At 29.5% G+C, this 23,988-nt stretch carries 25 protein-coding genes; 12 read left to right on the top strand and 13 right to left on the bottom strand.

Annotated features, from left to right (window positions below; genetic code table 11):
* Positions 1-190: 190 nt before the first annotated feature.
* Complete coding sequence (locus GQS58_RS10630) at positions 191-2,089, bottom strand: amidophosphoribosyltransferase (RefSeq protein ID WP_166385659.1); 1,899 nt, start codon at positions 2,087-2,089, stop codon at positions 191-193.
* 68 nt (positions 2,090-2,157) lie between these two features.
* Positions 2,158-3,084 (bottom strand): PfkB family carbohydrate kinase, encoded by a 927-nt coding sequence (locus GQS58_RS10625; protein WP_166385657.1) that lies wholly within the window; start codon positions 3,082-3,084, stop codon positions 2,158-2,160.
* 71 nt (positions 3,085-3,155) lie between these two features.
* Here GQS58_RS10625 and GQS58_RS10620 point away from each other — a divergent pair, with 71 nt between their 5' ends.
* The 6 genes from GQS58_RS10620 (at position 3,156) to GQS58_RS10595 (ending at position 7,654) form a co-directional block, all read left to right on the top strand.
* Positions 3,156-3,581 carry a SufE family protein gene (locus GQS58_RS10620; protein WP_166385655.1) on the top strand — a complete coding sequence of 142 codons (426 nt, stop codon included), beginning with the start codon at positions 3,156-3,158 and terminating at the stop codon, positions 3,579-3,581.
* A gap of 38 nt (positions 3,582-3,619) precedes the next feature.
* Positions 3,620-3,940: a DUF59 domain-containing protein gene (locus GQS58_RS10615; RefSeq protein WP_166385653.1), complete on the top strand. Its 321-nt coding sequence runs from the start codon at positions 3,620-3,622 to the stop codon at positions 3,938-3,940.
* Between the two features lie 105 nt (positions 3,941-4,045).
* Entirely contained in the window at positions 4,046-4,555 is a 510-nt protein-coding gene (locus GQS58_RS10610; RefSeq protein ID WP_166385651.1) for a DUF2480 family protein, read from the top strand.
* Between the two features lie 43 nt (positions 4,556-4,598).
* A complete protein-coding gene (locus GQS58_RS10605; protein ID WP_166385649.1) occupies positions 4,599-5,462 on the top strand; it encodes a DUF3078 domain-containing protein in 864 nt (287 codons plus the stop codon).
* A 63-nt stretch (positions 5,463-5,525) separates the two neighbouring features.
* Positions 5,526-6,449, top strand: coding sequence for a DUF3078 domain-containing protein (locus tag GQS58_RS10600; protein WP_166385647.1), 924 nt, complete (start codon positions 5,526-5,528; stop codon positions 6,447-6,449).
* Positions 6,450-6,538: 89 nt separating this feature from the next.
* Complete coding sequence (locus tag GQS58_RS10595) at positions 6,539-7,654, top strand: CNNM domain-containing protein (protein ID WP_166385645.1); 1,116 nt, start codon at positions 6,539-6,541, stop codon at positions 7,652-7,654.
* 42 nt (positions 7,655-7,696) lie between these two features.
* Here the strand turns inward: GQS58_RS10595 and GQS58_RS10590 are convergent, their stop codons facing one another.
* Together GQS58_RS10590 and hflX are read right to left on the bottom strand one after the other, a co-directional pair.
* The gene (locus tag GQS58_RS10590) at positions 7,697-8,410 is read right to left on the bottom strand and encodes a VIT family protein (RefSeq protein ID WP_166385643.1); all 714 of its coding nucleotides are present in this window, start codon (positions 8,408-8,410) and stop codon (positions 7,697-7,699) included.
* 34 nt (positions 8,411-8,444) lie between these two features.
* Positions 8,445-9,656, bottom strand: coding sequence for a GTPase HflX (gene hflX / locus GQS58_RS10585; RefSeq protein ID WP_166385641.1), 1,212 nt, complete (start codon positions 9,654-9,656; stop codon positions 8,445-8,447).
* Between the two features lie 275 nt (positions 9,657-9,931).
* Here hflX and GQS58_RS10580 point away from each other — a divergent pair, with 275 nt between their 5' ends.
* Positions 9,932-10,909 carry an endonuclease/exonuclease/phosphatase family protein gene (locus GQS58_RS10580; RefSeq protein WP_166385638.1) on the top strand — a complete coding sequence of 326 codons (978 nt, stop codon included), beginning with the start codon at positions 9,932-9,934 and terminating at the stop codon, positions 10,907-10,909.
* 235 nt (positions 10,910-11,144) lie between these two features.
* Here GQS58_RS10580 and GQS58_RS17185 read toward each other — a convergent pair whose 3' ends face one another.
* From GQS58_RS17185 to GQS58_RS10535, 9 genes are all read right to left on the bottom strand, one after another.
* Positions 11,145-11,390, bottom strand: a complete 246-nt coding sequence (locus tag GQS58_RS17185; RefSeq protein ID WP_317168374.1) for a transposase — start codon at positions 11,388-11,390, stop codon at positions 11,145-11,147.
* Positions 11,391-11,617: 227 nt separating this feature from the next.
* Positions 11,618-12,082, bottom strand: coding sequence for a glycine--tRNA ligase subunit alpha (locus GQS58_RS10570; RefSeq protein WP_166385636.1), 465 nt, complete (start codon positions 12,080-12,082; stop codon positions 11,618-11,620).
* A gap of 218 nt (positions 12,083-12,300) precedes the next feature.
* Positions 12,301-13,032 carry a LytR/AlgR family response regulator transcription factor gene (locus tag GQS58_RS10565; RefSeq protein ID WP_166385634.1) on the bottom strand — a complete coding sequence of 244 codons (732 nt, stop codon included), beginning with the start codon at positions 13,030-13,032 and terminating at the stop codon, positions 12,301-12,303.
* Positions 13,029-14,093, bottom strand: a complete 1,065-nt coding sequence (locus tag GQS58_RS10560; protein WP_166385632.1) for a sensor histidine kinase — start codon at positions 14,091-14,093, stop codon at positions 13,029-13,031. The genes GQS58_RS10565 and GQS58_RS10560 overlap by 4 nt, the downstream gene beginning before the upstream one ends.
* Positions 14,094-14,447: 354 nt before the next feature.
* Positions 14,448-15,905 carry an FAD-dependent oxidoreductase gene (locus GQS58_RS10555; RefSeq protein ID WP_166385630.1) on the bottom strand — a complete coding sequence of 486 codons (1,458 nt, stop codon included), beginning with the start codon at positions 15,903-15,905 and terminating at the stop codon, positions 14,448-14,450.
* Positions 15,905-16,726, bottom strand: coding sequence for a class I SAM-dependent methyltransferase (locus tag GQS58_RS10550; protein WP_166385628.1), 822 nt, complete (start codon positions 16,724-16,726; stop codon positions 15,905-15,907). Before GQS58_RS10550 ends, GQS58_RS10555 begins: the two co-directional genes overlap by 1 nt.
* A gap of 174 nt (positions 16,727-16,900) precedes the next feature.
* On the bottom strand, positions 16,901-17,791 hold the full coding sequence (locus GQS58_RS10545) for a dienelactone hydrolase family protein (protein ID WP_166385626.1): 891 nt from the start codon (positions 17,789-17,791) through the stop codon (positions 16,901-16,903).
* 65 nt (positions 17,792-17,856) lie between these two features.
* Positions 17,857-18,396: a sigma-70 family RNA polymerase sigma factor gene (locus GQS58_RS10540; RefSeq protein ID WP_166385624.1), complete on the bottom strand. Its 540-nt coding sequence runs from the start codon at positions 18,394-18,396 to the stop codon at positions 17,857-17,859.
* Between the two features lie 259 nt (positions 18,397-18,655).
* Entirely contained in the window at positions 18,656-18,991 is a 336-nt protein-coding gene (locus tag GQS58_RS10535) for a DUF3703 domain-containing protein (protein WP_166385622.1), read from the bottom strand.
* Between the two features lie 224 nt (positions 18,992-19,215).
* On the opposite strand from GQS58_RS10535, the gene GQS58_RS10530 reads away from it, so the two are divergent.
* The 5 genes from GQS58_RS10530 (at position 19,216) to GQS58_RS10510 (ending at position 23,962) form a co-directional block, all read left to right on the top strand.
* A complete protein-coding gene (locus tag GQS58_RS10530; protein ID WP_240914594.1) occupies positions 19,216-21,024 on the top strand; it encodes a histidine kinase in 1,809 nt (602 codons plus the stop codon).
* Positions 21,024-21,761, top strand: coding sequence for a LytR/AlgR family response regulator transcription factor (locus GQS58_RS10525; protein WP_166385618.1), 738 nt, complete (start codon positions 21,024-21,026; stop codon positions 21,759-21,761). The genes GQS58_RS10530 and GQS58_RS10525 overlap by 1 nt, the downstream gene beginning before the upstream one ends.
* Before the next feature lie 107 nt (positions 21,762-21,868).
* Positions 21,869-22,279 (top strand): hypothetical protein, encoded by a 411-nt coding sequence (locus GQS58_RS10520; protein ID WP_166385616.1) that lies wholly within the window; start codon positions 21,869-21,871, stop codon positions 22,277-22,279.
* A gap of 22 nt (positions 22,280-22,301) precedes the next feature.
* A complete protein-coding gene (locus GQS58_RS10515) occupies positions 22,302-23,291 on the top strand; it encodes a hypothetical protein (RefSeq protein ID WP_166385614.1) in 990 nt (329 codons plus the stop codon).
* Positions 23,292-23,305: 14 nt separating this feature from the next.
* A complete protein-coding gene (locus tag GQS58_RS10510; RefSeq protein ID WP_166385613.1) occupies positions 23,306-23,962 on the top strand; it encodes a hypothetical protein in 657 nt (218 codons plus the stop codon).
* Positions 23,963-23,988 lie beyond the last annotated feature (26 nt).

Raw genomic sequence — 23,988 nt, 5'->3', positions numbered from 1 at the left:
GTTAAAGGGAAATGTGTTTAAATGTGCTTTTAACTGATTTTTCTTAGATGTTAAAGAGAAATGGTAAATGTTACTTTTAGTTAAAGTGAAGTTAAAGAAAAAAATAATATCTTGACTTTAGTATTAAAATATTACTAGAATCAAGATATTATTGATAAGTGTTTTATCACACAAGTGTGATGAAATTTATTTAGTACGCTCTTTCGCTATTACCTTCATAGAAATTAATGAAAGCTTGGTTTACAACTCTATGTCCTCCAGGAGTAGGGTAGTTTCCTGTAAAATACCAATCTCCTAAATTGTCTGGACATGCTTTATGCAAGCCTTCTATAGATTGATAAATTACTTCTACCTCTGCTTTAATATCTTTTGTTTTTAGCATTTCTGCTATTTTAGCAGAAATCTCTTCAGCTTTAAAAGGACTGTAAATTTCTTTTACGTGATTTATAATTTCTGTGTCTGGTTTACCTTGTTGCTCTTTAGATTTCTTGTAAACTTCGTCTATAATATGATATTGGTTAGTATCTTTTAATAATTCTAAAGCTGCTTTAAAAGCAATAAAATCATCAATTCTTGCCATATCAATACCATAGCAATCTGGGTATCTAATTTGTGGAGCAGAAGAAACTACTACTATTTTTTTAGGTTTTAATCGATCTAAAATTCTAATAATACTTTTCTTTAAAGTAGTTCCACGAACAATGCTATCATCAATAATAACCAGGTTATCAGTAGGTTTTACAACACCATAGGTAATGTCATAAACATGCTCTACTAAATCATCTCTACTACTATCATCTGCAATAAAAGTTCTTAATTTAGCATCTTTAATCGCTATTTTTTCAAAACGAGGTCTTTCAGATAAAATTTCTGTAACTTTTTGTGCTGATAATTTTGTTCCACCAGCTAAAATTTTTGCTGTTTTTTGTTGGTTTAATAAATCTTCAGCAGCTTCTACCATTCCGTAGAAAGAAGTTTCTGCAGTGTTTGGTATAAAAGAAAACACAGTGTTAGAAATATCACTATTAATAGAGTCTAAAATTTTTGGAAACACTATTTTTCCTAAGTCTTTTCGTTCTTTATATATAGAAGCATCACTACCTCTAGAAAAATAAATACGTTCAAAAGAACAAGCTAGTTTTTCTCTAGGCTCTATAATTTTCTTAATTGAAGTTACGCCACTTTTCTTAATAATTAAAGCATGTCCTCTTTCTAATTCTTGAACGTCTTCTATCTTTACATTAAAAACAGTTTGAATAACTGGTCTTTCTGAAGCAACAACGACAACTTCTTCATCTTCATAAAAATAAGTAGGTCTAATTCCGTTCGGGTCTCTTAAAACAAAAGCATCACCATGACCAACTATACCAGCCATTGCATAACCACCATCCCAGTTTCTAGAAGATCTTTTTAACACTTTTTTAAGCTTTAAGTTTTCTTCTATATAAGGAGAAGCATCTCTTTTATTAAGTCCTTTTTTCTTTGCTTCTTGGTATAATTTTCCAACTTCGTCCTCTAAGAAATGGCCAATCTTTTCCATTACAGTTACAGTGTCTGTAAACTCTTTAGGATGTTGCCCTAACTCAACTAATTCTTCAAGTATTTGATTAGAGTTAGTCATGTTAAAGTTACCAGCAACTATTAAGTTTTTATGTTTCCAGTTACTTTGGCGTAAAAACGGGTGTACACTTTCTATACTATTTTTACCAAAAGTACCATAACGTACGTGTCCTAAAAATAGATTTCCTACATAGGGCATGTTTTCTTCTTGCCAAGCAACATCGTCTTTTTTATCAGGGTTTTGTTCTAAAACACTATTTAAACGTTGGTTAATTTGAGCAAAAACATCTTGTATAGGTTGTGATTGGTTAGAACGCACTCTACTAATATATCTTGTACCTGGTTCTACATTAAATTTTACGCTGGCAAAACCTGCACCATCTTGTCCACGATTGTGTTGTTTTTCCATTAATAAATACATTTTATTAATTCCGTAAAAAGCAGAACCGTATTTGTCTTTATAAAACTGTAACGGTTTCTTTAATCTAACAAGTGCAATTCCACATTCATGTTTAATAGCATCACTCATTGGTATTTATAGTTTTTTTGTTGTGTTGTTGTAAAAAAAAATCCGCAGCAAAAAACCGCGGATTAAAATTAAGATATTTTTATATCAAATTGTGTTAAATCTTTAAAAGCTTGTAATCGCTTTTTAACGTCTTCTTTTGTAAGGTTTTGCATGCGCTCTGTACCAAATTTCTCTACACAGAAAGATGCTAGGTTAGAACCGTAGATAATTGCATTTTTCATGTTGTTAAAAGAAATATCTTCTGTTTTTGCTAAATAACCACAAAAACCACCCGCAAATGTATCTCCAGCTCCAGTAGGATCGAAAACTTCTGCTAAAGGTAATGCAGGCGCATAAAACATATCTCCTTCATTAAATAACAAAGCACCATGTTCTCCTTTTTTAATCACTACATATTTAGGACCCATTTCATGAATCTTTTTAGCCGCATTTACCAAAGAATATTCTCCGGATAACTGACGTGCTTCTTCATCATTAATAGTTACTACATCTACTCTTTTTAAAACAGTATGTAAATCATCTAAAGCAATGTCCATCCAAAAATTCATAGTATCTAAAACTACTAATTTTGGTCTTTCTGTCATTTGATCTAATACAGATGCCTGTGTTAACGGGTGTAAATTACCTAACATTACAATGCCAGCATCTTTAAAGTTTTCTGGTACAACAGGTGTAAAAGTCTCTAATACGTTTAATTCTGTAATTAAAGTATCTCTAGAGTTCATATCATTATGATATTTACCACTCCAGAAAAAAGTTTTACCTTCTTTATCTACCTCAATTCCATCGGTATTAATTCCTTTAGAATTCATCATTTCTAAGTAGGATGCAGGGAAATCTCCACCAACTACAGAAACAACGCCTGTTTTTACTCCAAATTGACTTGCAGCTAAACCTACATAGGTTCCAGATCCACCTAATATTTTGTCAGTTTTCCCAAAAGGGGTTTCAATTGCATCAAAAGCTACTGTACCAACTGCTAATAATTTACTCATTTCTTAGATTTTATACGTAATTTTGCATTTTATAAAATGCTTTTTAAAAAGTGCAAAAATAAGTTTTAAAAATGACTATCAAAGAAATACAAGAAGAAATTATTGATGAGTTTTCTATGTTTGATGATTGGATGGAACGCTATGAGTACATTATAGAGTTAGGGAAATCGTTGCCAATTATAGAGGAAGCAAATAAGTTAGATGAAAATTTAATAAAAGGTTGTCAGTCTAAAGTTTGGCTATTTTCTGAATTAGAGGGAGATATTATTAAGTTTTCTGCGGATAGTGATGCTATCTTAACCAAAGGTATTGTGGCATTGTTATTGAGGGTTTATTCAAATCAAAAACCAGTAGATATTTTAGGTGCCTCTACAGATTTTATTGATGAAATAGGTTTAAAAGAGCATTTATCGCCAACCAGAGCAAATGGGTTAGTTTCTATGGTAAAGTACATAAAAATGTATGCCATTGCGCAACAAACTAAATTAGCAAATTAAAATACAATTGGTTAAAACTAATTGTTAAATGAAATATAATGACAGATAAAGAGTTAGAAGTAATAGGAGATAAAATTGTAAATGTTTTAAAAACAATCTACGATCCAGAAATACCAGTAGATATTTACGAATTAGGTTTAATTTATGACGTTTTTGTTTCTGAAGATAATAATGCAAAAATATTAATGACATTAACCTCACCTAATTGTCCGGTAGCAGAAAGTTTGCCAGTTGAGATTGAAGATAAAGTAAAAACTTTAGAAGAAATTGCAAACTGTGAAGTAGAAATTACTTTCGATCCTACTTGGACACAAGATATGATGAGTGAAGAAGCAAAATTAGAATTAGGAATGCTGTAAAACAGTTCTCTGTTATTAGTACCAATTTTAGAATAAAACAACCAATGTCATTTCTAAATGAGCTTTTTTAAGCGATTGAGAAATCTCAACTTTGAAACTTTAAAAATGCAAGAAGAAATTATAAATAGAGTTACAAATAGTAAACTTAAAACCTTTGATTTAGAAGAAATCTATCCGGAAGGGAAAAGAGTTGAATTTGATGTGAAAGATTGGTTGTTTCAAGAGTTAATCTTAAAAGAAAAAGACTTTAGAGAATCTGTACAAAACCATGATTGGTCTCAGTACAAAAATACTTTTGTAGCTATTTCTTGTTCTGTAGATGCAATAATTCCTTCTTGGGCTTTTATGTTAGTTGCATCAGAATTAATTCCGTTTGCAAATAAAGTGGTTATTGGTAATTTAGAATTGCTAGAAACTGTACTTTATCAAGAATTAATTGGTTTTTTAGATTTTAAAGAATTTATAGATGCACCTGTTATTATAAAAGGGTGCGCAAATAAACCAATCCCTAATTCTGCGTATGTCTTTTTAATAGAAAAATTACAACCAGTAGCAAGGTCTATCATGTTTGGAGAAGCTTGCTCTACAGTGCCTTTATATAAAACTAAAAGATAATTTTACTTTATTGGGTAGATTGTCTTTATAAAATAACTTTAAAATGAGAAGAGTATTACTTCTTTTGTTCCTTATTTTATCCACTTCTTTTTATGCACAAAAAAAGAAAAAAGATACGTTACCTATTCCTAAATGGAAAATTAATGGAAAGTTTGGTTTTATTTTCAATCAATCTACCTTCTCTAATTGGACATCTGGGGGAGAAAACACGGTTGCAGGAGACATAAATGTAAACTACGATTTTAATTACAAAAAAAATAATGTCAATTGGGATACTAGAATAGTAACTGCTTATGGATCTAGCCATTTAAATGACAAAGGGTATCGAAAAACAAATGATAGATTCGAATTAAATTCTCTTTTAGGGATAAAATCGGGTAATAATTGGTTTTTATCACAATTTATTAATTTTAAGACGCAATATTCTAGAGGTTATAATTATAAAGTAGAACCTGCATTGCCTGTTTCAGATCTTTTTTCACCAGCCTATTTAAGCTTAGGTACTGGTATGTTATGGAAAAAGTCTGATAATTCAAATATAAATATAGCTCCGGCTACAGCTAGATTAACCATGGTTAGCGATTTCTTTTCTGGTCAATTTGGTGTAGATGAAGGGGATAATACCAATTTTAGTTTAGGTTTTAACCTATCTGGTTATTTTAAGTTTAGTATAATGGAGAATGTAGAAATGGAAAATATTGTTGCACTCTACTCAGATTACCTAGATCAGCCAGAAAATGTAGATGTAGAAAACCAAACAAACATTCGCTTTAAAGTAAATAATAATATTAAAATGCAAATGACTTTTCATACTATTGTAGATGATAATGCTTCTAGTAAAGTGCAATTTAGACAACTATTTGGTTTAGGATTAAATTATAGTTTCCACCAAAAAGTGACTTATTAATTTTTTTATGGTCTAAAGAAGAAAAGGTGTATTTTTGCACGCTTAAATTTAAAAAACAAAAAAATGAAGAAGTTATCAATTTTATTTTTATTGGTATTGGCTAGTTTATCTATTAACGGACAAACAGCAGAAGAATTAAAAAAAGAACAAGCTCCTAAAAAAGCAGAAATTGCTAAATTAAATGGAGAAATAAAAGCTTTACAAGCAAAAATAGATGCACTTCCAGGATGGAGAAAAGGTGCTTTTGGTACCATTGGAGGTAGTTTTTCTGGTTTTAATAACTGGTATTCTAGAACTGCACCTACAGCAACTGCTGGTAATATAGGTATTACAGTAAATGGTTTTGCTAATTTAATTAAAGAAGATTTTTTCTGGAGAAACTCTGCTGCGGTTAATTTAGGTTGGGTAAAACTAGATGAAGAAGGAGTTCCTGGAGATGAAGGTTTTGAAGCTACTACAGATGTATTTACAATTAGCTCTTTATATGGTAAGCGATTAAATAAAAAATGGGCACTTTCTGGTTTAGCAGAATATAGAACCACTATTATAGACAATTTTAACGACCCTGGATATTTAGATTTAGGTATTGGTACAACTTGGACACCTACAAATAATTTAGTGGTTGTTATACATCCAGGAAACTACAATTTTGTTTTTAGTAGTGGAGATACAGTTTTCGAATCTTCTTTAGGTGCTAAAGTTGTAGCAGATTACACACAGAAATATGGTAAACTAAGTGTAAAGTCTAATTTATCTATGTTTCAAAGCTATGAGACATCAGATTTATCTAACTGGACTTTTACAAACTCTTTTGCTTATAAAATTTGGAAAGGAATTGGAGTTGGTTTTGAGTTAGGTTTACGTCAAAATAAACAAGAAGCTTTAAACAATGCTTTAGATAATGCTGTTGTTCCTGCAGCTACTTTTGATAATATAGATAACAAATTACAATCTTACTATTTACTAGGTTTGAGTTATGCTTTTTAAGTAGTATCAAATAATATTTTATTTAAACCTCAAGAAGAAATTCTTGAGGTTTTTTATTTTGCTTACTTTTACACTCTAAATCTTTGTTGATGACATTATTAATAATTTTCGCTACCGTTTCTGTTTTCTTTTCATTTTTATGTTCTATTCTAGAAGCAGTTTTATTGAGTATTACGCCAACTTTTATCAATCTAAAAAAGAAAGAAGGGCTAGAATATGCAATACAATTAGAAGCGTTAAAGAAAGATGTAGATAAACCTTTAATAGCAATTTTAACAATTAATACAGTTGCACATACAGTTGGTGCTATTTTAGTTGGTGTACAAGCAAAAGTAGCTTATGCAGAAATGTATGGTACTTCTACTAAAACTATTTTGGGTATTAAATTAACAGAAGATGTTATGGTGGGTGTTGTGTCTACAATAATGACTATTTTAATTTTAGTAGCATCAGAAATAATACCTAAAACAATTGGAGCCACTTATTGGAGACAGTTAGCAAACTTTACTTCTAAGACTTTAAATATTATGATTTTTCCATTAAAATGGACAGGTTTTATTTGGGTTTTACAATTAACTACAAAATTAATTGGAGGCAAAGGACATGGTAGTATTTTAAGTAGAGAAGGGTTTTTGGTGATGACAGAAATGGCTGAAAAAGATGGTGTTTTTCATGAAAGTGAAGGTAAGGTTATTAGAAATTTATTAGGTTTTAAAGAGATTAAAGTAAATGATGTAATGACGCCTAGATCTGTACTAGAAATAGCAGATGAAAGCCAAACGATAGAAGCTTTTTATAAAGAACATAAAAGATTACGTTATTCTAGGATTCCTGTTTTTGCGGAAAACCCAGATGAAATTACAGGGTATTTTTTAAAAGACCATTTATTTGAAGCTATAATTAGTGGAAAAGGAGCAGAGCCTTTAGCTTCTATAAAAAGAAATATAATAATTACAGATAGAGATTTATCGATTCCTGATTTATTTGAAAAATTAATTAAAGAGAAAGAACATATTGCTTTGGTTGTAGATGAATATGGTTCTGTAAGCGGACTTGTTTCTCAAGAAGATGTAATAGAAACTTTATTAGGTTTAGAGATAATGGATGAAAGCGATTCTGTGGCAGACTTACAAGCTCATGCTAAAAAATCTTGGAAAAACCGAGTTAAAAAAATGGGAATTAATGATGATAACAAGGAAGAATAGTCTTCTGTTTTTAACGTGTTTTAATTTTTTTTTGATGGTTTTTTAGATATTTACATTAAATAAGTATCCTGCAAAAGCGGTTAAACCCATTGCGGCAGTACCCCAAAAAGTAATTCTTAAAATTGCTATTCCAATATTAGAACCACCTGCTTTTGCAGCTAAGGCTCCTAAAAGCATCAGAAATAATATTGAGGAAGCATAAATGGAGTATTCTAAGCTTTCTAAAGGTAGAAAAAGAGTTACTAAAAAAGGAAGTAATCCGCCAATTGTAAAAGCAGCTCCCGATGCTACTGCAGCTTGTATAGGATTTGCTTGACTAATTTCATTAATACCTAATTCATCTCTAATATGCGCGGCTAACGCATCTTTTTCTGTTAATTCTTTAGCAACAAGTAAAGCTGTTTCTTTTTTAAGACCTCTCTCTTCGTAGATTCTTGCCAACATTAGTAACTCAAGTTCTGGCATTTCTTCTAGTTCTTTTTTTTCTCTTTCAATATCTGCAGTCTCTATATCTGTTTGGGAACTTACCGAAACATATTCTCCTGCTGCCATAGATAATGCCCCAGCAACTAAGCCAGCTAAAGTTGCTAGAATTACAGGTTCTCTTAAATCGCTTGCAGCAGCAACTCCAATAGCTAAACTTGCGGTAGATAAAATTCCGTCATTTGCTCCTAAAACAGTTGCCCTTAGCCAATTACTTCTATGTATATAGTGTTTGTCTAAATGGTCTACTAATTCTGTGGAGCTCTTGTTCATCTCTTTGAAGTTTATTTTATCAAATCATAATTATTTACTCTTCCTCTTTATATTCATAATATAAAAAGTCATTATAAGGAAAACGCTGAATGTGAATTTTCTTTATTTCTTGGTAAGCCTTTTCTTTAAAATCTTCTAAATTATCTTTGTTTAAAGCAGATATAAAGATAGATTCTACCTCATAATCATTCATCCAAGTTTTTTCCCAATCTTGTAAAGTATAATGTTTTTTCTCTCTTTCTGTAACAATATCATCTTCATCTATTGTTTCATGAGCATATGCATCAATCTTATTAAAAACCATTAAAGTTGGTTTGTCTGCACATTTTATATCAGCTAAAATAGAATTTACAGAGGCAATATGATCTTCAAAATTAGGATGAGAAATATCTACCACATGTAACAACAAATCTGCTTCACGTACTTCATCTAAAGTAGATTTAAAAGATTCTACCAATTGTGTAGGTAACTTTCTAATAAAACCAACAGTGTCTGTTAATAAGAAAGGGATGTTCTTAATTACTACTTTTCTAACAGTAGTATCTAAGGTTGCAAACAACTTGTTTTCTGCAAATACATCACTCTTGCTAATTACATTCATTAAGGTAGATTTACCAACATTTGTGTAACCAACTAAAGCAACTCTAACCATTTTTCCACGGTTTTTACGTTGCACACCCATCTGTTTGTCAATGGTTTTTAATTTTTGCTTTAAAAGAAAAATCTTATCTCTAATTATACGTCTATCTGTTTCTATTTCTGTTTCTCCAGGTCCACGCATACCAATACCACCTTTTTGCTTGTCAAGGTGTGTCCACAATCTTGTTAAACGTGGTAATAAGTATTGACATTGAGCCAATTCTACTTGTGTTTTTGCAGAGCTTGTTTGTGCTCTTTGTGCAAAAATATCTAAGATTAAGTTGGTTCTATCTAAGATTTTACAATCTAAAACCTTTTCAATATTACGTATTTGAGCAGGAGATAATTCATCATCAAAAATGGCAGTTCCAATATGATTCGATTCAATATAATCTCTAACTTCTTCTAATTTACCAACACCTAAAAAAGTTTTAGGATTTGGTTTTTCCATCTTTTGGACAAAACGTTTAACGGCAACTCCACCTGCAGTAAGCGTTAAAAACTCTAATTCATCTAAGTATTCTGTAGATTGAGTTTCATCTTGTTTCTGAGATATAATTCCAATTAAAACAGCTTTTTCCGATATTACTTCGCGTTCGTCTATCATAGACTACAAAAATACAAAGATTTGATTTGTAAATGCACAAAAAAATCCTCAATAAAATTAAGGATTTTAATAATTAATTCAAATTCATATTCAATACTCTTTCTTCTTATAGCAATGGTTTTAAAGGTTTATTATTAGTTTAGATTTTTATCATTGCAAACTTAGATTAGAAAAAAGGAATAGATTATAAGTAAACGTTAACAAAACATATAATTTAAGTTACCAGTAAAAAAGGTTTATTTCCTTATTTTTACTTTTCATAATAAAAAAGATACATGCAATCATTTTTTTCATCATCAAAAAGGAGTAAAAATATTTTTACTGTAGGATTTTATAACGTAGAGAATTTATTTGATACGGTAAACGATCCTAAAACATTTGATGATGACTTTACCACCAACGGAAAAAATCATTGGAATAATAAACGTTACAGAGATAAAATTAAAAAATTAGGTTCTGTAATTTCTCAATTAGGTAAAGAAAGATCTTATACTGTGCCAGCACTTGTTGGTTTGGTAGAAGTAGAAAATGCAAAAGTGGTAAAAGACTTGGCTAACTCAAAAGATCTAAAAAAGCACCATTATGGTTTTGTACATTATGATTCTCCGGATGATAGAGGTATTGATGTAGCACTTTTATACAATAAAGAATTATTTGAATTAATAGACTCAGAACATTTTCCTTTGTATTTAGAAGATGAAGAAGGAAAGAGAGATTATACAAGAGATATTTTAGTGGTTTCTGGTAATTTAAACGGAGAATTAGTCCATGTTTTGGTAAATCATTGGCCATCTAGAAGAGAAGGAATAGAAGAATCTGAGCCAAAAAGAATTGATGCAGCAAAATTAGCAAGAACTATTATAGAAGGATTACAAGCCAAAAATTTTGATGCAAAAATTATAATTATGGGCGATTTTAATGACGACCCAACAAATAAATCTATTAAAGAATATTTAATGACTGATGATTTTTACAATCCTATGGAAAAAATATTGGATAGAGATGCTATTGGTTCTTTAACCTATGAAGGTAAATGGAATTTGTTTGATCAGATAATTATTACCAAAAACTTTTTAGACAAAAAAGAGGGGGAAATCCATTTTAAACATGCCGAAGTTTTTAATAAAAAATGGTTAAAAATATTTAAAGGGAAATTAAAAGGCAGTCCGTTTAGAACTTATATTGGTCCTTGGTATCAAGGAGGCTTTTCAGACCATTTTCCTGTGTATGTGTATTTAGAAAAGGAAGATTAATTGAAATATGATAATTATAATGACACTATCCTAAAATATGTTTAAGTTAAAAACTCAGGGTTAAATTATTTATAGTTTAATCCTGTTTTCAAATATAGCTGAAATTTGATTAAGTATAACTCCCCAATTTCTAATTGGCATTGTCCACTTTTTAGTGCTTTTTCTCAGGGCTAAAAAAACAGATTTCATGACAGCTTAATTGGTTGGGAACGAGAGTTTGTTTTCTATATCACTATTACTCATCCGTTTTGCATAAAGGGAAATTATAATGTTTTCTATACTTTCTGTAGTACTTTCTCTTTTTTTTGTTTTTAACAACCATTGGGTTAAAGCAAGTTTCACGGTCTTTTGGAACATTTATTTCTGTGTCTCCTAAAGTTGTTTTTAGTTTCTTTTTCGTATACCCATTTCTAATATTAGTTGATATACTTTTTTGATGTCTATCATAATCTAGGTGAGCATCTAATTCTCCTTCAAGGATCTTTTCTATGACTTGTTTATGAAGCTGTTCTAGAAAATTAGTAAAGGTTTGATACGCTTTTATAGTACTTTAAAAAATCTTCGTTTAAAATGTTTTCTGGTTTCATAAGTATGTGAAATTTAAAATTAATAAAAAAACCTCAGGTTAATTAATTAACCTGAGATTTTAAAACCTACACACTTTAAGAGACAGTGCTCTTTTTATTATGACTAAAACATTAGAAGAACTTATGATTTTTTAAAGTTCTTTTCTGCTTTGGCTACTTTCTTTTTTAGTTTCTCTATTTTTTCTAACCATTTCTGGTTGTCGTTAGGAGATAAGTCGCCTTTCTTTTTAAGTTTATTAAATTTTTTGATACCACTTTTTAAGTTGTCGTTTGCTTTACTTAACTTCTTTTGTGCCTTTACCTTGTTTTTTAAAGCTTTTTCAGCTTTTTTAAGTTTCTTTTCTGACGCCTTTTTTTCTTTGGCTGCTTTTTTTATAGCATCTATTTTATCTTCATTTATTTTATGAATAACAAAAATTTCATTTACCTTTTCTGGTTTTAAAGTTTTTGTTACATCAATTTTTGATAAATAAATAGATTTCCTTTTAACAGTATAAGTGGTGTCTTTATAGACTACTTCTTGTGCATAAGAGGTTGCTGCTAAAAAAAGAAATATTAAAATTAATAGGGATTGTATTTTTTTCATAATTGTATTTTATGTCTGTTACTTATTAGACACATAAAATAATAAAAAGTAACATAAAAACATAAAGATAGTTTAGATGTTTGTAATCTTTTTTCTAATTGTACTGAAAATTAGTTTATTAATTATAGAAAATACTACTCCTTTAATAAAAGGTTAAGAAAAAGAACCTATTTAAAACTTTTTTTAAAAAAAATAAAGCTTTTTTTTGGAGTTTTTTTTTAGAAACTCAATTGTTCTTTAAATAAATAGGACTGTCTTCTAGAAATTTCGATTTCTTCGCCAGAATTCATTTCTATTTTTAACTTTCCGTTAAACCAAGAAACTACTTTTTTAACATGATTAATGTTAATTATTTGTTGTCTGTTAGCTCTAAAAAATACTTCAGTTGGTAGTTTTTCTTCTACTTGTGCTAGAGATTTATAAATTAATGGCTTTTTGTCTTCAAAGTAGACTCGTGTGTAATTGCCAACAATTTCAAATAACGAAATATATTTTAACTTTACCAACCAACAATTTTCTCCGTCTTTAATAAAAATTTGTTTATCTAAACTTAAGGTATTTTCATTTTTAATGATAGGTGTTGCGTTGTTATTGATACTTTCAATTATTTTCTCAATACTTTTAGAAAAACGTTTTTGATTAATTGGTTTTAATAGGTAATCAAAAGCATTGTATTCAAAAGATTTAATTGCATACTCATCAAAAGCAGTGGTAAAAATAGTAAGAGGAACTTCATCTAACATTTCTAAGAGTTCAAAACCATCTTTTTCAGGCATATTTATATCTAAAAAGAGTAAGTCGGGTTTTGTTTCATTTATCAGCTTAAAACCGTCATCTACATTTTCTGCTTCTCCTAAAATTTCAATTTCTTTGTGTACTTTCATGAGCTCTTTTAACTCATTACGAGCCAAACGAGAATCTTCTACAATAACTGCTTTTAACTTTATCATATTAATGGAATCTTAATCGTTGCAATGACCTGATTGTCTACTTCTACTAATCTAAAATTAGCGGCTTCACCATAGAGTAGTTTTAACCTCTTTTTAATGTTTTTTATACCTAATTGAGTTCCTTTTTCACCTTTTTGTAAGGTTCCAGAATTTATAACTTCAATTTGCAATTGACTACTTTCTATAGCAGTCGATAAGCTTATAGAGCCTCCTTGTTTTAAATTAGAAATTCCGTGTTTCAATGCGTTTTCAATTAACATTTGAATAATCATTGGTGGAATTTGTTTGCTTAAAGAATCTTTATCAATATGAGTTTCGAACTGTAAACGATCTTCGAACTGAATTTTAGAAATAGCAATATAATTTTCTACCATTTCTAATTCATCTTCTAAAGAAATAGCGTTTAGATCACTTTTTGTAAGTGAATAGCGTAACGTTTCAGATAAACTAGTAAGCATATTTCTAGCTTTAGTAACATCTTCTAACATAAGTCCACGTATATTATTTAAGCTGTTAAACATAAAATGTGGGTTTATTTGTCCTTTTAAAGTGTTTAATTGAGATTCTTTTAAGGTGGCTTTTAATTGCAGTTGTTTAATCTGCACTGTTTTTAATTGATGATAAATCTTAATGGTTAAAAAAATAAACAGCCAGATAACGAATAAGGTTGCAAAATAAAATACATTATAAATTTTACCAGTAAAAGTTACTTCCGAAGTAGGTTGATACTTTGTGTATGCTTTTACAAAATCTAGTATAGGCCAAATAAACAATGAATACAAAGCTTGTACAATTGTAAAGATTATAAAAATTTTCCAAGTGATTCTTTTCCAGTTGCTATTAAAATTTATTTTTTTATCAATAAAAAAAGAGATTGTAAATGAAAATATAAAGGCCAATATAGTACATGCAATAGTTTCTAGCCAATAAAATAAGACACGTTCTGGTGGCAGTACTTCTCCAGAAAGAAATAGTTTTGGTCCTGCTAATGTAGAGGTAAACAAAAGGAACCATCCAATGAGGTTGAATAGTATATAAAATCTTTTTAAAGATAAATTCATGTATTATGAGTTCTGTTAATCAAACTTACAATTTTAAATTAAAGATTATTTTCTTCTAATTTATTATTTCCATCTTTAATAGATGTATTAGATTAATATTTGAAAAACGAATTGAATTGTTGTTTCAACTATTTCTATTACTGCTGTTACAATTATAATCATAATTTATTATTTTTTAATGATATTGTAAATGTAGATAAGACAGTTCCTTTTTAATTTAATAATATGATAAGCGGTAATTTAAATGTGAGCAACGGAAAGCTTCTTTAATAAATAGAATAAGGAATCATGTTTATTAGAAGAATTTTACAAGAGGTTGAAAATCAGCAATAAAACCTGTTTTAAAGTTGAATATTATACTTCTTTTTCCTTTCTATGTTTGCCTCTAGGCCCATCACCTTTATAAAGTACAATTTTAGAATGTAGTAATTGTGCCGCGTCTGCAGAACTTTTTACTTTAGAAGTACTACGTGTTAACATTTCATCTTCAAATTTAATGAGTACACTTTTTCGTATTCCAACTTCTTTCCATTTAGATGATAATTTGCAGTTTTTAGCAACGCTTCTTGCAAGTGAAAGTGCATCTAACAAAGCTTGGTTTGCACCTTGTCCTTTAAAGGGGCTCATTGGGTGAGCTGCATCTCCAATTAGTGTTACTTTAGTTTCTTTTTCTAACAATTTAGCACTTAGTAATTCTCTATCGTATACAGGGTAACCAGATATTTGAGCTTCATTGGTGGCTGCAACAATTTGAGGAATAGGGCTGTGCCATTGCGTTCTTTTACACGCTTCTTCCTTTAACGCTTTTGTTCCTTTAACATTAAGTTCTTTTGCTTTTTCTTCTGATAAAGGAAAGCTAAGTTGCCACATAATACTTTCTGAATCGAAAGGCATCACGTAGATACGCTCATTACCATTAGCTGTTTGAAAAACGGTAGCGGAATCTAATAAAGGGCTTTCAATTCCTGATAGATTTTTTAGAGGACAAATGCCTAAAATAACAATACAGTTTAAGTAGCGTAAAGGAGAAATATCGTCACCAATTAACAGTTTTCTTACAGTACTTCTAATTCCGTCTGCACCAACAATTAGGTCTGCTTTTTCTGTTATAATTTGGTCATTTATGTTAAAGTTTAGAAGAATGTTTCTATCTTCTGGCTCTTTGTAATTTAATAATTGATGTCCCCATTTTATGCTATCGGTATTGCCCAACTGCTCTAGCAAAGCCAAACGTAAAGATTGTCTTGCTATGTGAATATTGGTTCGTTTTGGTGCTGCTTTTGTTTCTGGTCTTCCCCATTTTCTAATTCCCCATTCGCCAATTATTTCTCCTTTAGTAGTATGAACTACGTGTCTGGTAGATGTAATTCCGTCTTTTAGATTTACAATACCTAAACCTGCCATTGCTTTGCTTGCTTGTTGTAAAGTAAGTCCGTAACCTTGTGAGCGAGTATCAAAATTAACATCTCGTTCATAAAGTGTAAAAGGAATTCCTCGATGTAAACATGCAACAGCGAGTGCAACGCCTCCGATTCCACCACCAATAATAGCTATATGTGGGTAGTTTTTTGTGTCAACAACCGGAAGATTATTTGATTTCATAAGTCCGGTTCCTTTACATTTACCGCACGTTTGTAGTTGTCCTTTAGGTAAAACTGGAGTGGGTGTTTTTCCATTAGATTTTTCAAATTGTTCTAATGAGTTTTTATAAAGGAGTCGTGTTTTTTTAGGAAGACTTTTCCTTTTTTTACCTGTGCCTTTACAGTTTTTGCAAGTATTCCAATAATTATTTATGTGTTCAGTACTTTCCACTATTTTTTTACAGCAATCATCATGTGTGGACTAAAAGGTAACAAATATTCGTCGTTTTGAGTAAGGTTTTGCAATGCTTTTAATGTTTTCGATTTTTTCTTATCTAACATATTTGCAAAATACTCATTGTCTAACCAGATCATTCCCTCAACAGCAAAAAGGTTTATAAAGTTGAGGTTTTGCTCTAAAAACTCTGCTTTTAGTCCTGCTGGTTTGTGGTAAAAAGCATCAGCTAATAAAAAAGGAAAATCTTTTGGCGCATCATGAACTCCTGTAGTCAATTCTTCTTTACACATATTAAAAAAAGAGTTGGCATGTATCATCCCATTCATTAGACCAACAACAGTAGAAGCTGTTGCGTTAATAGCAAAGCCTAAAATAATTCCGCCTTTTTTTAAGACTCTTTTCGCTTCAATAATAGCTGCAACTCTGTCTTCTCTTTTTTGTAAATGATATAAAGGTCCGTGTAAAATTACCAAATCTGCAACATTGTCTTCAAAAGGTAAATTTTTAGCTTCACCTATGGCAACAGAAAAAGGATTTTTTAATTTTTTGGCTCTTTTTTCGGCCAATTTTATGTGCTTTAAAACAGGTTCTACTAAATGAACGGTATGGTTATTTTTTGCCAACCATTCAGAATATTTACCGGTTCCACCACCAACATCAATAATTTTAGATTTTGGGTTAGAAATATGTAACTGTATGAGGTCTTTTATACGCTCAAATTCAAAAATACCCATACCTTTTTCTAGTCTGGTTTCTTCTGATGCTTTGTTGTAAAAATTGTCTAATTCTTTACTGATAAGAGTTTTGTTTTTCACTTTAAATGTTTAAAAGATAAAAGTAAATAATTATAAACATTAAATTGTCATTCTAAAGAAAGAATGAAGAGAAATCTATTTAAAAAACAGAGGTATCAATCATTTCTCAATATAAATGGAGAAATGGTTGTGTATAAATATATTGCTTTGCTATTATTGCTAGCAATGATAAAATTATCCTTTTAAATGCTTGTTAAAAAAATCGATGGTTCTTTTCCAAGATAAATCAGCAGCAGCTTCGTTATATCTAGGTGTTGTATTGTTATGAAACCCATGGTTTACATCTGGATAAAAATAAGCTTCGTGTTCAATATTATTTTCATTTAAAACTGCTTCAAAATCTGGCCACCCCTCATTTACTCTTTTATCTAATGCGGCATATTGAAGTAACAGTGGAGCTTTAATTTTTGCAGCATCTTCTTTTTCTGGTTGTCTTCCGTAATATGGAACGGCAGCTGCTAATTCTGGTATTCTTACTGCCATCATATTAGAAATCCATCCGCCAAAGCAAAAACCAACAACAGCTACTTTTCCGTTACAATCTTTATGCGTTTTTAGGTAGTTGTAGCCAGCAATAAAATCTTCTAACATTTCTCCTTGGTCTCTTTTATTTTGCATATCTCTACCATCATCATCATTACCAGGATATCCTCCCATTGGAGAAAGTGCATCTGGTGCTAAGGTAATAAAGTCTTCTAAGGCAGCTCTTCTACCAACATCTTTTATATATGGGTTTAAGCCTCGGTTTTCATGAACAACTATAATACCAGGTAATTTACCTTTGGCATCTTTAGGAATGGCGAGTAAACCTGTCATTTTTTTTCCACCTTTAGGAGATTCGTAATGAATGGTTTCTGAAGTTAATCTTGGGTCTGTAGGTGATACTAAAATAGCATCTACATAGTTAGGGGAAATAAAACTTAATAAAGCAGGTAATGTAATTGCCCCAACCGCATACAATGATAATTTTTTTAGAAATTGTTTTCGGTCTATTTTGTTATGCGCATAATCATCATATAAGTCAAATACTTCTTGACTTATATCTTCTTTTTTAAGTGCTGCCATTTTGTACGTTTTTTGCTATTATAATTTCAACTAAGATAAATAATAAGATGAAATTTGTCGTTAAATTACTTACAAACTTTGCAATCTCCTTTTTCTTTAATTTCACCAACCAAATTACCTTTTTCATTTAAAACAAAACCACAGCAATCCATAAAACCTTGTGCTATTAATTTTCTTGCACGCTGAATTTGAGATTTTGTAGTTGGTAAAGATTGTTTTAATTGATCTGCAACTTCTTGTTGTTTCATCCCTTTTATATCCGAAAGAAATAAAGGATCTTTGTACTTTTTTGGTAAATGTTCTAGTATGCCTCTTAAACAATCTTTTTCTGTATGTTCTTCTTTTAGAATAGTCGTTTCTGCTTCAAAATTGGCTATTTCAAAAGTTTTATTGTTAGATTTCCAATAATCTAAAATAGAATTTCTAGCCACTGTAAAACACCAAGGTTTTAGCTTTGTAATATCTTTTAAAGTATGCCGTTTTGTGTGAATTTTAATAAAAGTATCCTGCAAAATATCATCAGTAATAGCAGTGTCTTTTACTTTGCTGATAATAAATCGTTTTAAATCTTCAGAATATAAAGTCCAAACTTCTTTTGTAGTCATGCAGTGTTTTAATTTCTAAAAAGACATTCCGAATTAAAGAATGATTGAAGTTTTTTTGATGAAATTCCTTCTCAAAATTAATTCGGAATGACTATTATTTAACAGTTACAATTATTACATGTACAGTTTGTACAAGTACAATTCTTACAATCTCCGGTTTTACAACCATCACAATTACAGTTACAATTTGTATTTTTCATAATATTATATTTTAATGTTCATCTAATAGACTGAGTTTTATTTAAAAAGATGCATTAATTTAATAAATTTTTTTTAATTCTTTTCTAATAGGTATTATTTTTACAGGAGATATATTGGTGCCCCCTGTGTTACCTTTTGGAACCCAGATTACTGTAAATAAAATAGCTGCAAATATTCTTAAGACTTGCCCAATAATTTCTTTACTGTTTTTGGTTTTAATACCAAATATAAGCATGTAATAGTGGCTTAAAGTATGTTTGTACAAATTATTTTGACCTAAAACATGTGCGTTTTCTAAATGATAAAAAGCTGTTTTATATTCCTTTTTAGCTAGTGCTATTTTTGCGATGTTTAATTGTTTATAGAATTCTGATTTTAATTTTTGAAATCTCATGTTTTTCTAATAGACAAAGCATTATTTATAAAGATGCAGAAAATCACAAAAAAAACTATTATTACCAAGCCAATTTTGTTCCAATAAAATAGTTAGTTTTTACAAAAATAAAACGATTTTTTTATTAGAGTATTGACGATTGCTTATTTTAGCTTATTCTAACATTTACTATTTTAGCTTTTATGATTTTAAAAAAGAAAAGATTATGGCAATTAAGTTTTGCGATGTCTTTATTACTATTGTTTTTAGCCTGCTCTAAACAAGATATTATTCACCCGAATATAAAAAATAAACTTGCTAGCTTAGATAGTATTGCGACAACGCAACCAGAAGTCTTTTTTTTAGAATTAGATAGTTTGCTACAAAAGAGTAAAGATTTAACAACCTTAGAACATGCTATGGTGCTGTTTAAAAAAGGAGAGGTTTTATATCTAAATTTTAAATATCAAGAAGCATTTAATACGCATTTAAAGTGTTATAATTTATTTGTTGATTTAAAAGATGTTTATAATCAAGGGCGTAGTTTAATAACATTAAGTGGCGCCGCACTGCATATGGGAGATGTAGAAACATCTCAAATATATGCGCTTAAAGCATTGCATTTGGCACAGTTAATAGAAGATAAAAGAATAGAAGGTAAAGCTTATAATCAACTATTTAATCTTCATTTTAAATTAAAAGATTACAACAAAGCTTTGTCTTATATAAAAATAACAGATAGCTTGTTTTCTAAAGGAATTGATACGACTTCTATTATTTCAATAAAAAATAACAAAGCCAGTGTTTATTTACAGCTAAAGGATTATAACAAAGCTTTAAATAGTTATTCTGAAGCGATGAGTTTAAGTCAATCTATACGGAATCCTGTTTTATTAGCAAGTATTTTAAATAATATAGGTTACACTTATATTGATGCAGTAAAATATGAAAATGCAGAAAAATTTTTAAGAGGAGCTGCTACTTTAAATAAGAATATTAAAGCAATAAATGCTGCTCCATATAAAGGCTTAGGGAATTTATTTTTATTGAAATCTGAATATGATTCTGCAGCAGTTAATTATAAAAAGGCTTTAGATATTTATGTTGCTAATAAAAATGTAAAAGACGAAATAGAGGTTAGAGATAAGCTTATTGCTATTTCTATTTTAGAAGAAGATTATGTGAAAGCATTAGATAACCAGATAATTAGAGATAGTTTGCAGTTAAAAGTGAGTCGTTTAGAAAAAGATAGACTTTTAAATTTTTCGAATGTTAATTACGAAGTAAAGAAAAAGGAGACAGAAATTAATCATCAAAAAGAAATAAATACACGAAATCAATGGCTTTTAATAAGTACTATTTTGTTGTTTGTATTACTTGGTATTGCAACTGCTTTTTATGTATATAACACCAAATTAAGAGCGGCAAATAAAGCCTCAAATTTAGAACAAAGTTTGTTGCGTGTTCAAATGAATCCTCATTTTATATTTAACACGTTAGCTGCTATTCAGAATATAACTTTAGAAGGAAATGCTATAAAATCTTCTAATTATATTGCTAAGTTTTCTAAGTTGATTAGACAAAATTTCGATTATGTTAGAAAAGAATCTATTTCACTTGATAAAGAAATTTCTATGATTTCTAACTATATAGAAACACAACAATTACGCTTTAATAATGTTTTTACGTATTCCGTAGAAATTGATGATTCAATTGATACTTCTAGAATTCAAGTACCACCAATGTTGTTACAGCCATTTCTAGAAAATGCAATTGAATATGGTTTAAAAGAGAAAAAAGAAGGAGGAAAACTTCAACTTAAAATAGAAAAGGATGCACAAGAATTACTATTTGTTATTTTAGATAATGGAGTAGGTAGGTCTGCAAAAGCAAAACAAGAAGAGGTTACGGAAGATCTGCATGCAACAACTATTTTTAAAGAGCGGTTAAAAATGAGAAAAAAGGGAGAAGAAAAATCATTTAAACTCCAAGATTTATTTGATGAAAACAACACACCTTCAGGAACAAAAGTAGTATTTAAATTAAAAATTTAATGATAAAAGCAGTTATAATAGAAGACGAATTTAATGCATTAAATACATTAGATAAATTGATTACCTATACTCAAAAAGACATTGAGGTTGTGGCTAAAATAGACAATGTTACAGATGCTATTTCATTTTTAAAAGAGCAGACGCCAGATTTAGTTTTTTTAGATATAGAGTTGATTGGTGGTAATGCATTTCAGATATTAGAAGCTTTAGATAGTATCGATTTTAAAATAATTTTTACAACTGCTTATGATGAGTTTGCAATAAAAGCAATAAAGTTTGATACGATAGATTATTTACTAAAACCGATAGATTCAGAAGAATTATCAGAGTGTATAGATCGTTTTAGAGTTGGTTTTAAAAAAGAACAGATTTATAAAAATGCATTAGACAAAGTGTCTGAAATTAATAAAAAGGAAATTGATAAAACCTTATTGATAAAAACCGCAGATGCACAATATTTTCTTCAAACAAAAGACATTGTTCGTTGTCAGTCTGATGGTGCGTATACCATTTTTCATACGGTTGATAAAAAAATAATGAGTGCTCGTAATCTAAAATATTACGAGAATATTTTAAGTGAACACACCTTTGTGCGCATACATCAATCGCATTTAGTAAATATAAAATACATAAAAACCATTAACGCCAACAACACTGTTTACTTAACAAACGGTGAAATAATTCCTGTTGCGACCCGTAAAAAATCGTACTTAAAACAGGTTTTAGACACCTTATAAGTGCAAATACAAAACGAAAAATAGCAAATGTAAAACGGTTTTAAAAACATCCTAATCAAATCTTAGTTTTGAGGTATACAAAGAAATAACCTTTAAATTAAAATATCATGGGATTAAAAGAAAACAGATTTACAAAAACATTTCAAGAAGAACAATTATCTCAATTAAAAGCACAAATAAATGAAGCTGCAGGTTTCGATGTTACTTTAAATGTTGAATGGAGTACTTTATTTGAAGATCGCTTTTTACATCTTTATGCAGATTCGTATCCAAAAATATATTTCTTACCAATTATTGAAGCCTTTAAGTCTATTGCTACAGACGATATGGGAAAAGAAGCTTTATCTGAAGGCTTAAAAGAAATACACATATTAAATACCAAAGACCATCACAATCCTGCTAATGGATTTACATTTTCTAATGGAGTTTTAACGATAGATCATAGTCCTATTATAAATGCACCAGACGTTAATAGTAGAATTAAAGTGCTTGTAGAGTTATTAGAGAATAATTTATAAGCAGCGTTTAAAATTAGTGTAATTGGTAAAAGATATTGGTATGTATAAAATCATTTTATATAGTGTTTTCATCGGAATTTTATTTTTGTTTGTTGGTTGTGGAGTTTCTAATACGAACGCAAAAAAGGGGTTTGTAACGTATTTAAGAGAGCACCATAATAACAAGTATGAAATTCTAACTTTTAAAAGAAATTTTAATACTGCCAATATGAATCCTAATTTATACAGAGTAGAATTAGCGCTTAAAGAAAATTCTAAAATTGTTATTAATTTTGAATGGAATGCTAAAGACAAAGCAGTTTATCTTCCGTTTCATGATTCTGAAGATAGGAGTATTGAGGCGTTAACAGATTATCAAAAACAAGAAATTGTATTGAGAGAAGAACTGTACGAAGTGTTAGATAATGATGTTTTTAGTATGGATGTAAATGTCTTTAATCACTCTATTAGTATTGGTTTAGAATCTGAACCTACATTTAATAAGTTTCAATATTTTTCAAATAAAATAGGTAGTGTTTTAGATAAATATCCAAATACCTGGACAAGAGAAGCGCATGTAGATTTTAAAATTGAAAGAGAGTCAAAGGGTTTTTACGAATTGATTGTAAAGCCTAGTATCTTTAATGACAGTATAGAATCATTTAGGTATAAGCAAAATGCTATTGTTGCAAATAATTATGGATCTGAAAAAGCAGCAACTATAGATTATGTTATAAGAAAAGAATTTTCGAAACCAAATTCACCTGTTTTTTTAAGTAACATTTGGGTCAATCAAAAAGATTTAAATTCTTTTTACATCGCTTTCGAAAAGCATGAACCACGAAAAATACAAGAGCGAGACCAATCTTTAACTGAAGTAGTAGGTATGTATTTGATTGAAATGAATTACCCTAATTTAGAAAAGAAAACTTTAACCTATTATGATTACAAAACTACAGATAGAGATGGTATTTACCTTTATTTAATAAAACAATTACCACAAGATTACCAATATCTCATAGCAGATTTATAACACCCTTTTTTATCATGAAACACACACAATACTATAAAGCGTTTGTAGCCCAGACGCCAGAGGAAATCTTACGCTCTGTTTTTAAGAAAGAAGAAGACATTTTAATTGCTATTTCATTAAATAATGGAGGCTATGTAGAAGGTATAATTCTAGATTTTAAAGAAGATAATAACCATCAAAAATCGGTTTGTATGCTTTCTCAGCAGGAAGAAATAAGTTTTTTTAACCTGCATAATATTACAATGATTACTGTAAAACAACCTAAAAAAATGGTTGTAGAACTATCTAAAGGAACTATAAGCAGGCCTTTATCATCAGAAAACGAAGATTTAACTGTTTTGCAACTAAAACGTTGGTTGCAAAGTGAAAAAAGTTTACTTGGAAGTCATATAAAAGAATTTGATATAAATGATATTTCTCTAAGTGAAATAAATACCAGACTGAATATTCAGGATGTTTTTACAGCATTAAAAAGTGCGATACATCAAGTTATAACAGACGAATTAGGTAAAGAAGCTTGGCAAGGTGTAGAAATTATTATTCTACAACAAGCAGATAAATTAGATCTTAAATATCAGAGAGAAACACTAACCATATCAATAAATATTGATAAAGCTTTACCAGAAAAATTAGCGACTATTTTAGAAGAAAAACTACTTCAAATATTATAAAGTAAATAAAAAATTAATAAAATTAA

The sequence above is a fragment of the Polaribacter sp. 11A2H genome, from assembly GCF_011379025.1.
Classification (GTDB): domain Bacteria; phylum Bacteroidota; class Bacteroidia; order Flavobacteriales; family Flavobacteriaceae; genus Polaribacter.
Note: the sequence above shows the minus strand (reverse complement) of the source record. Positions and strands in the feature narration are given on the sequence as shown.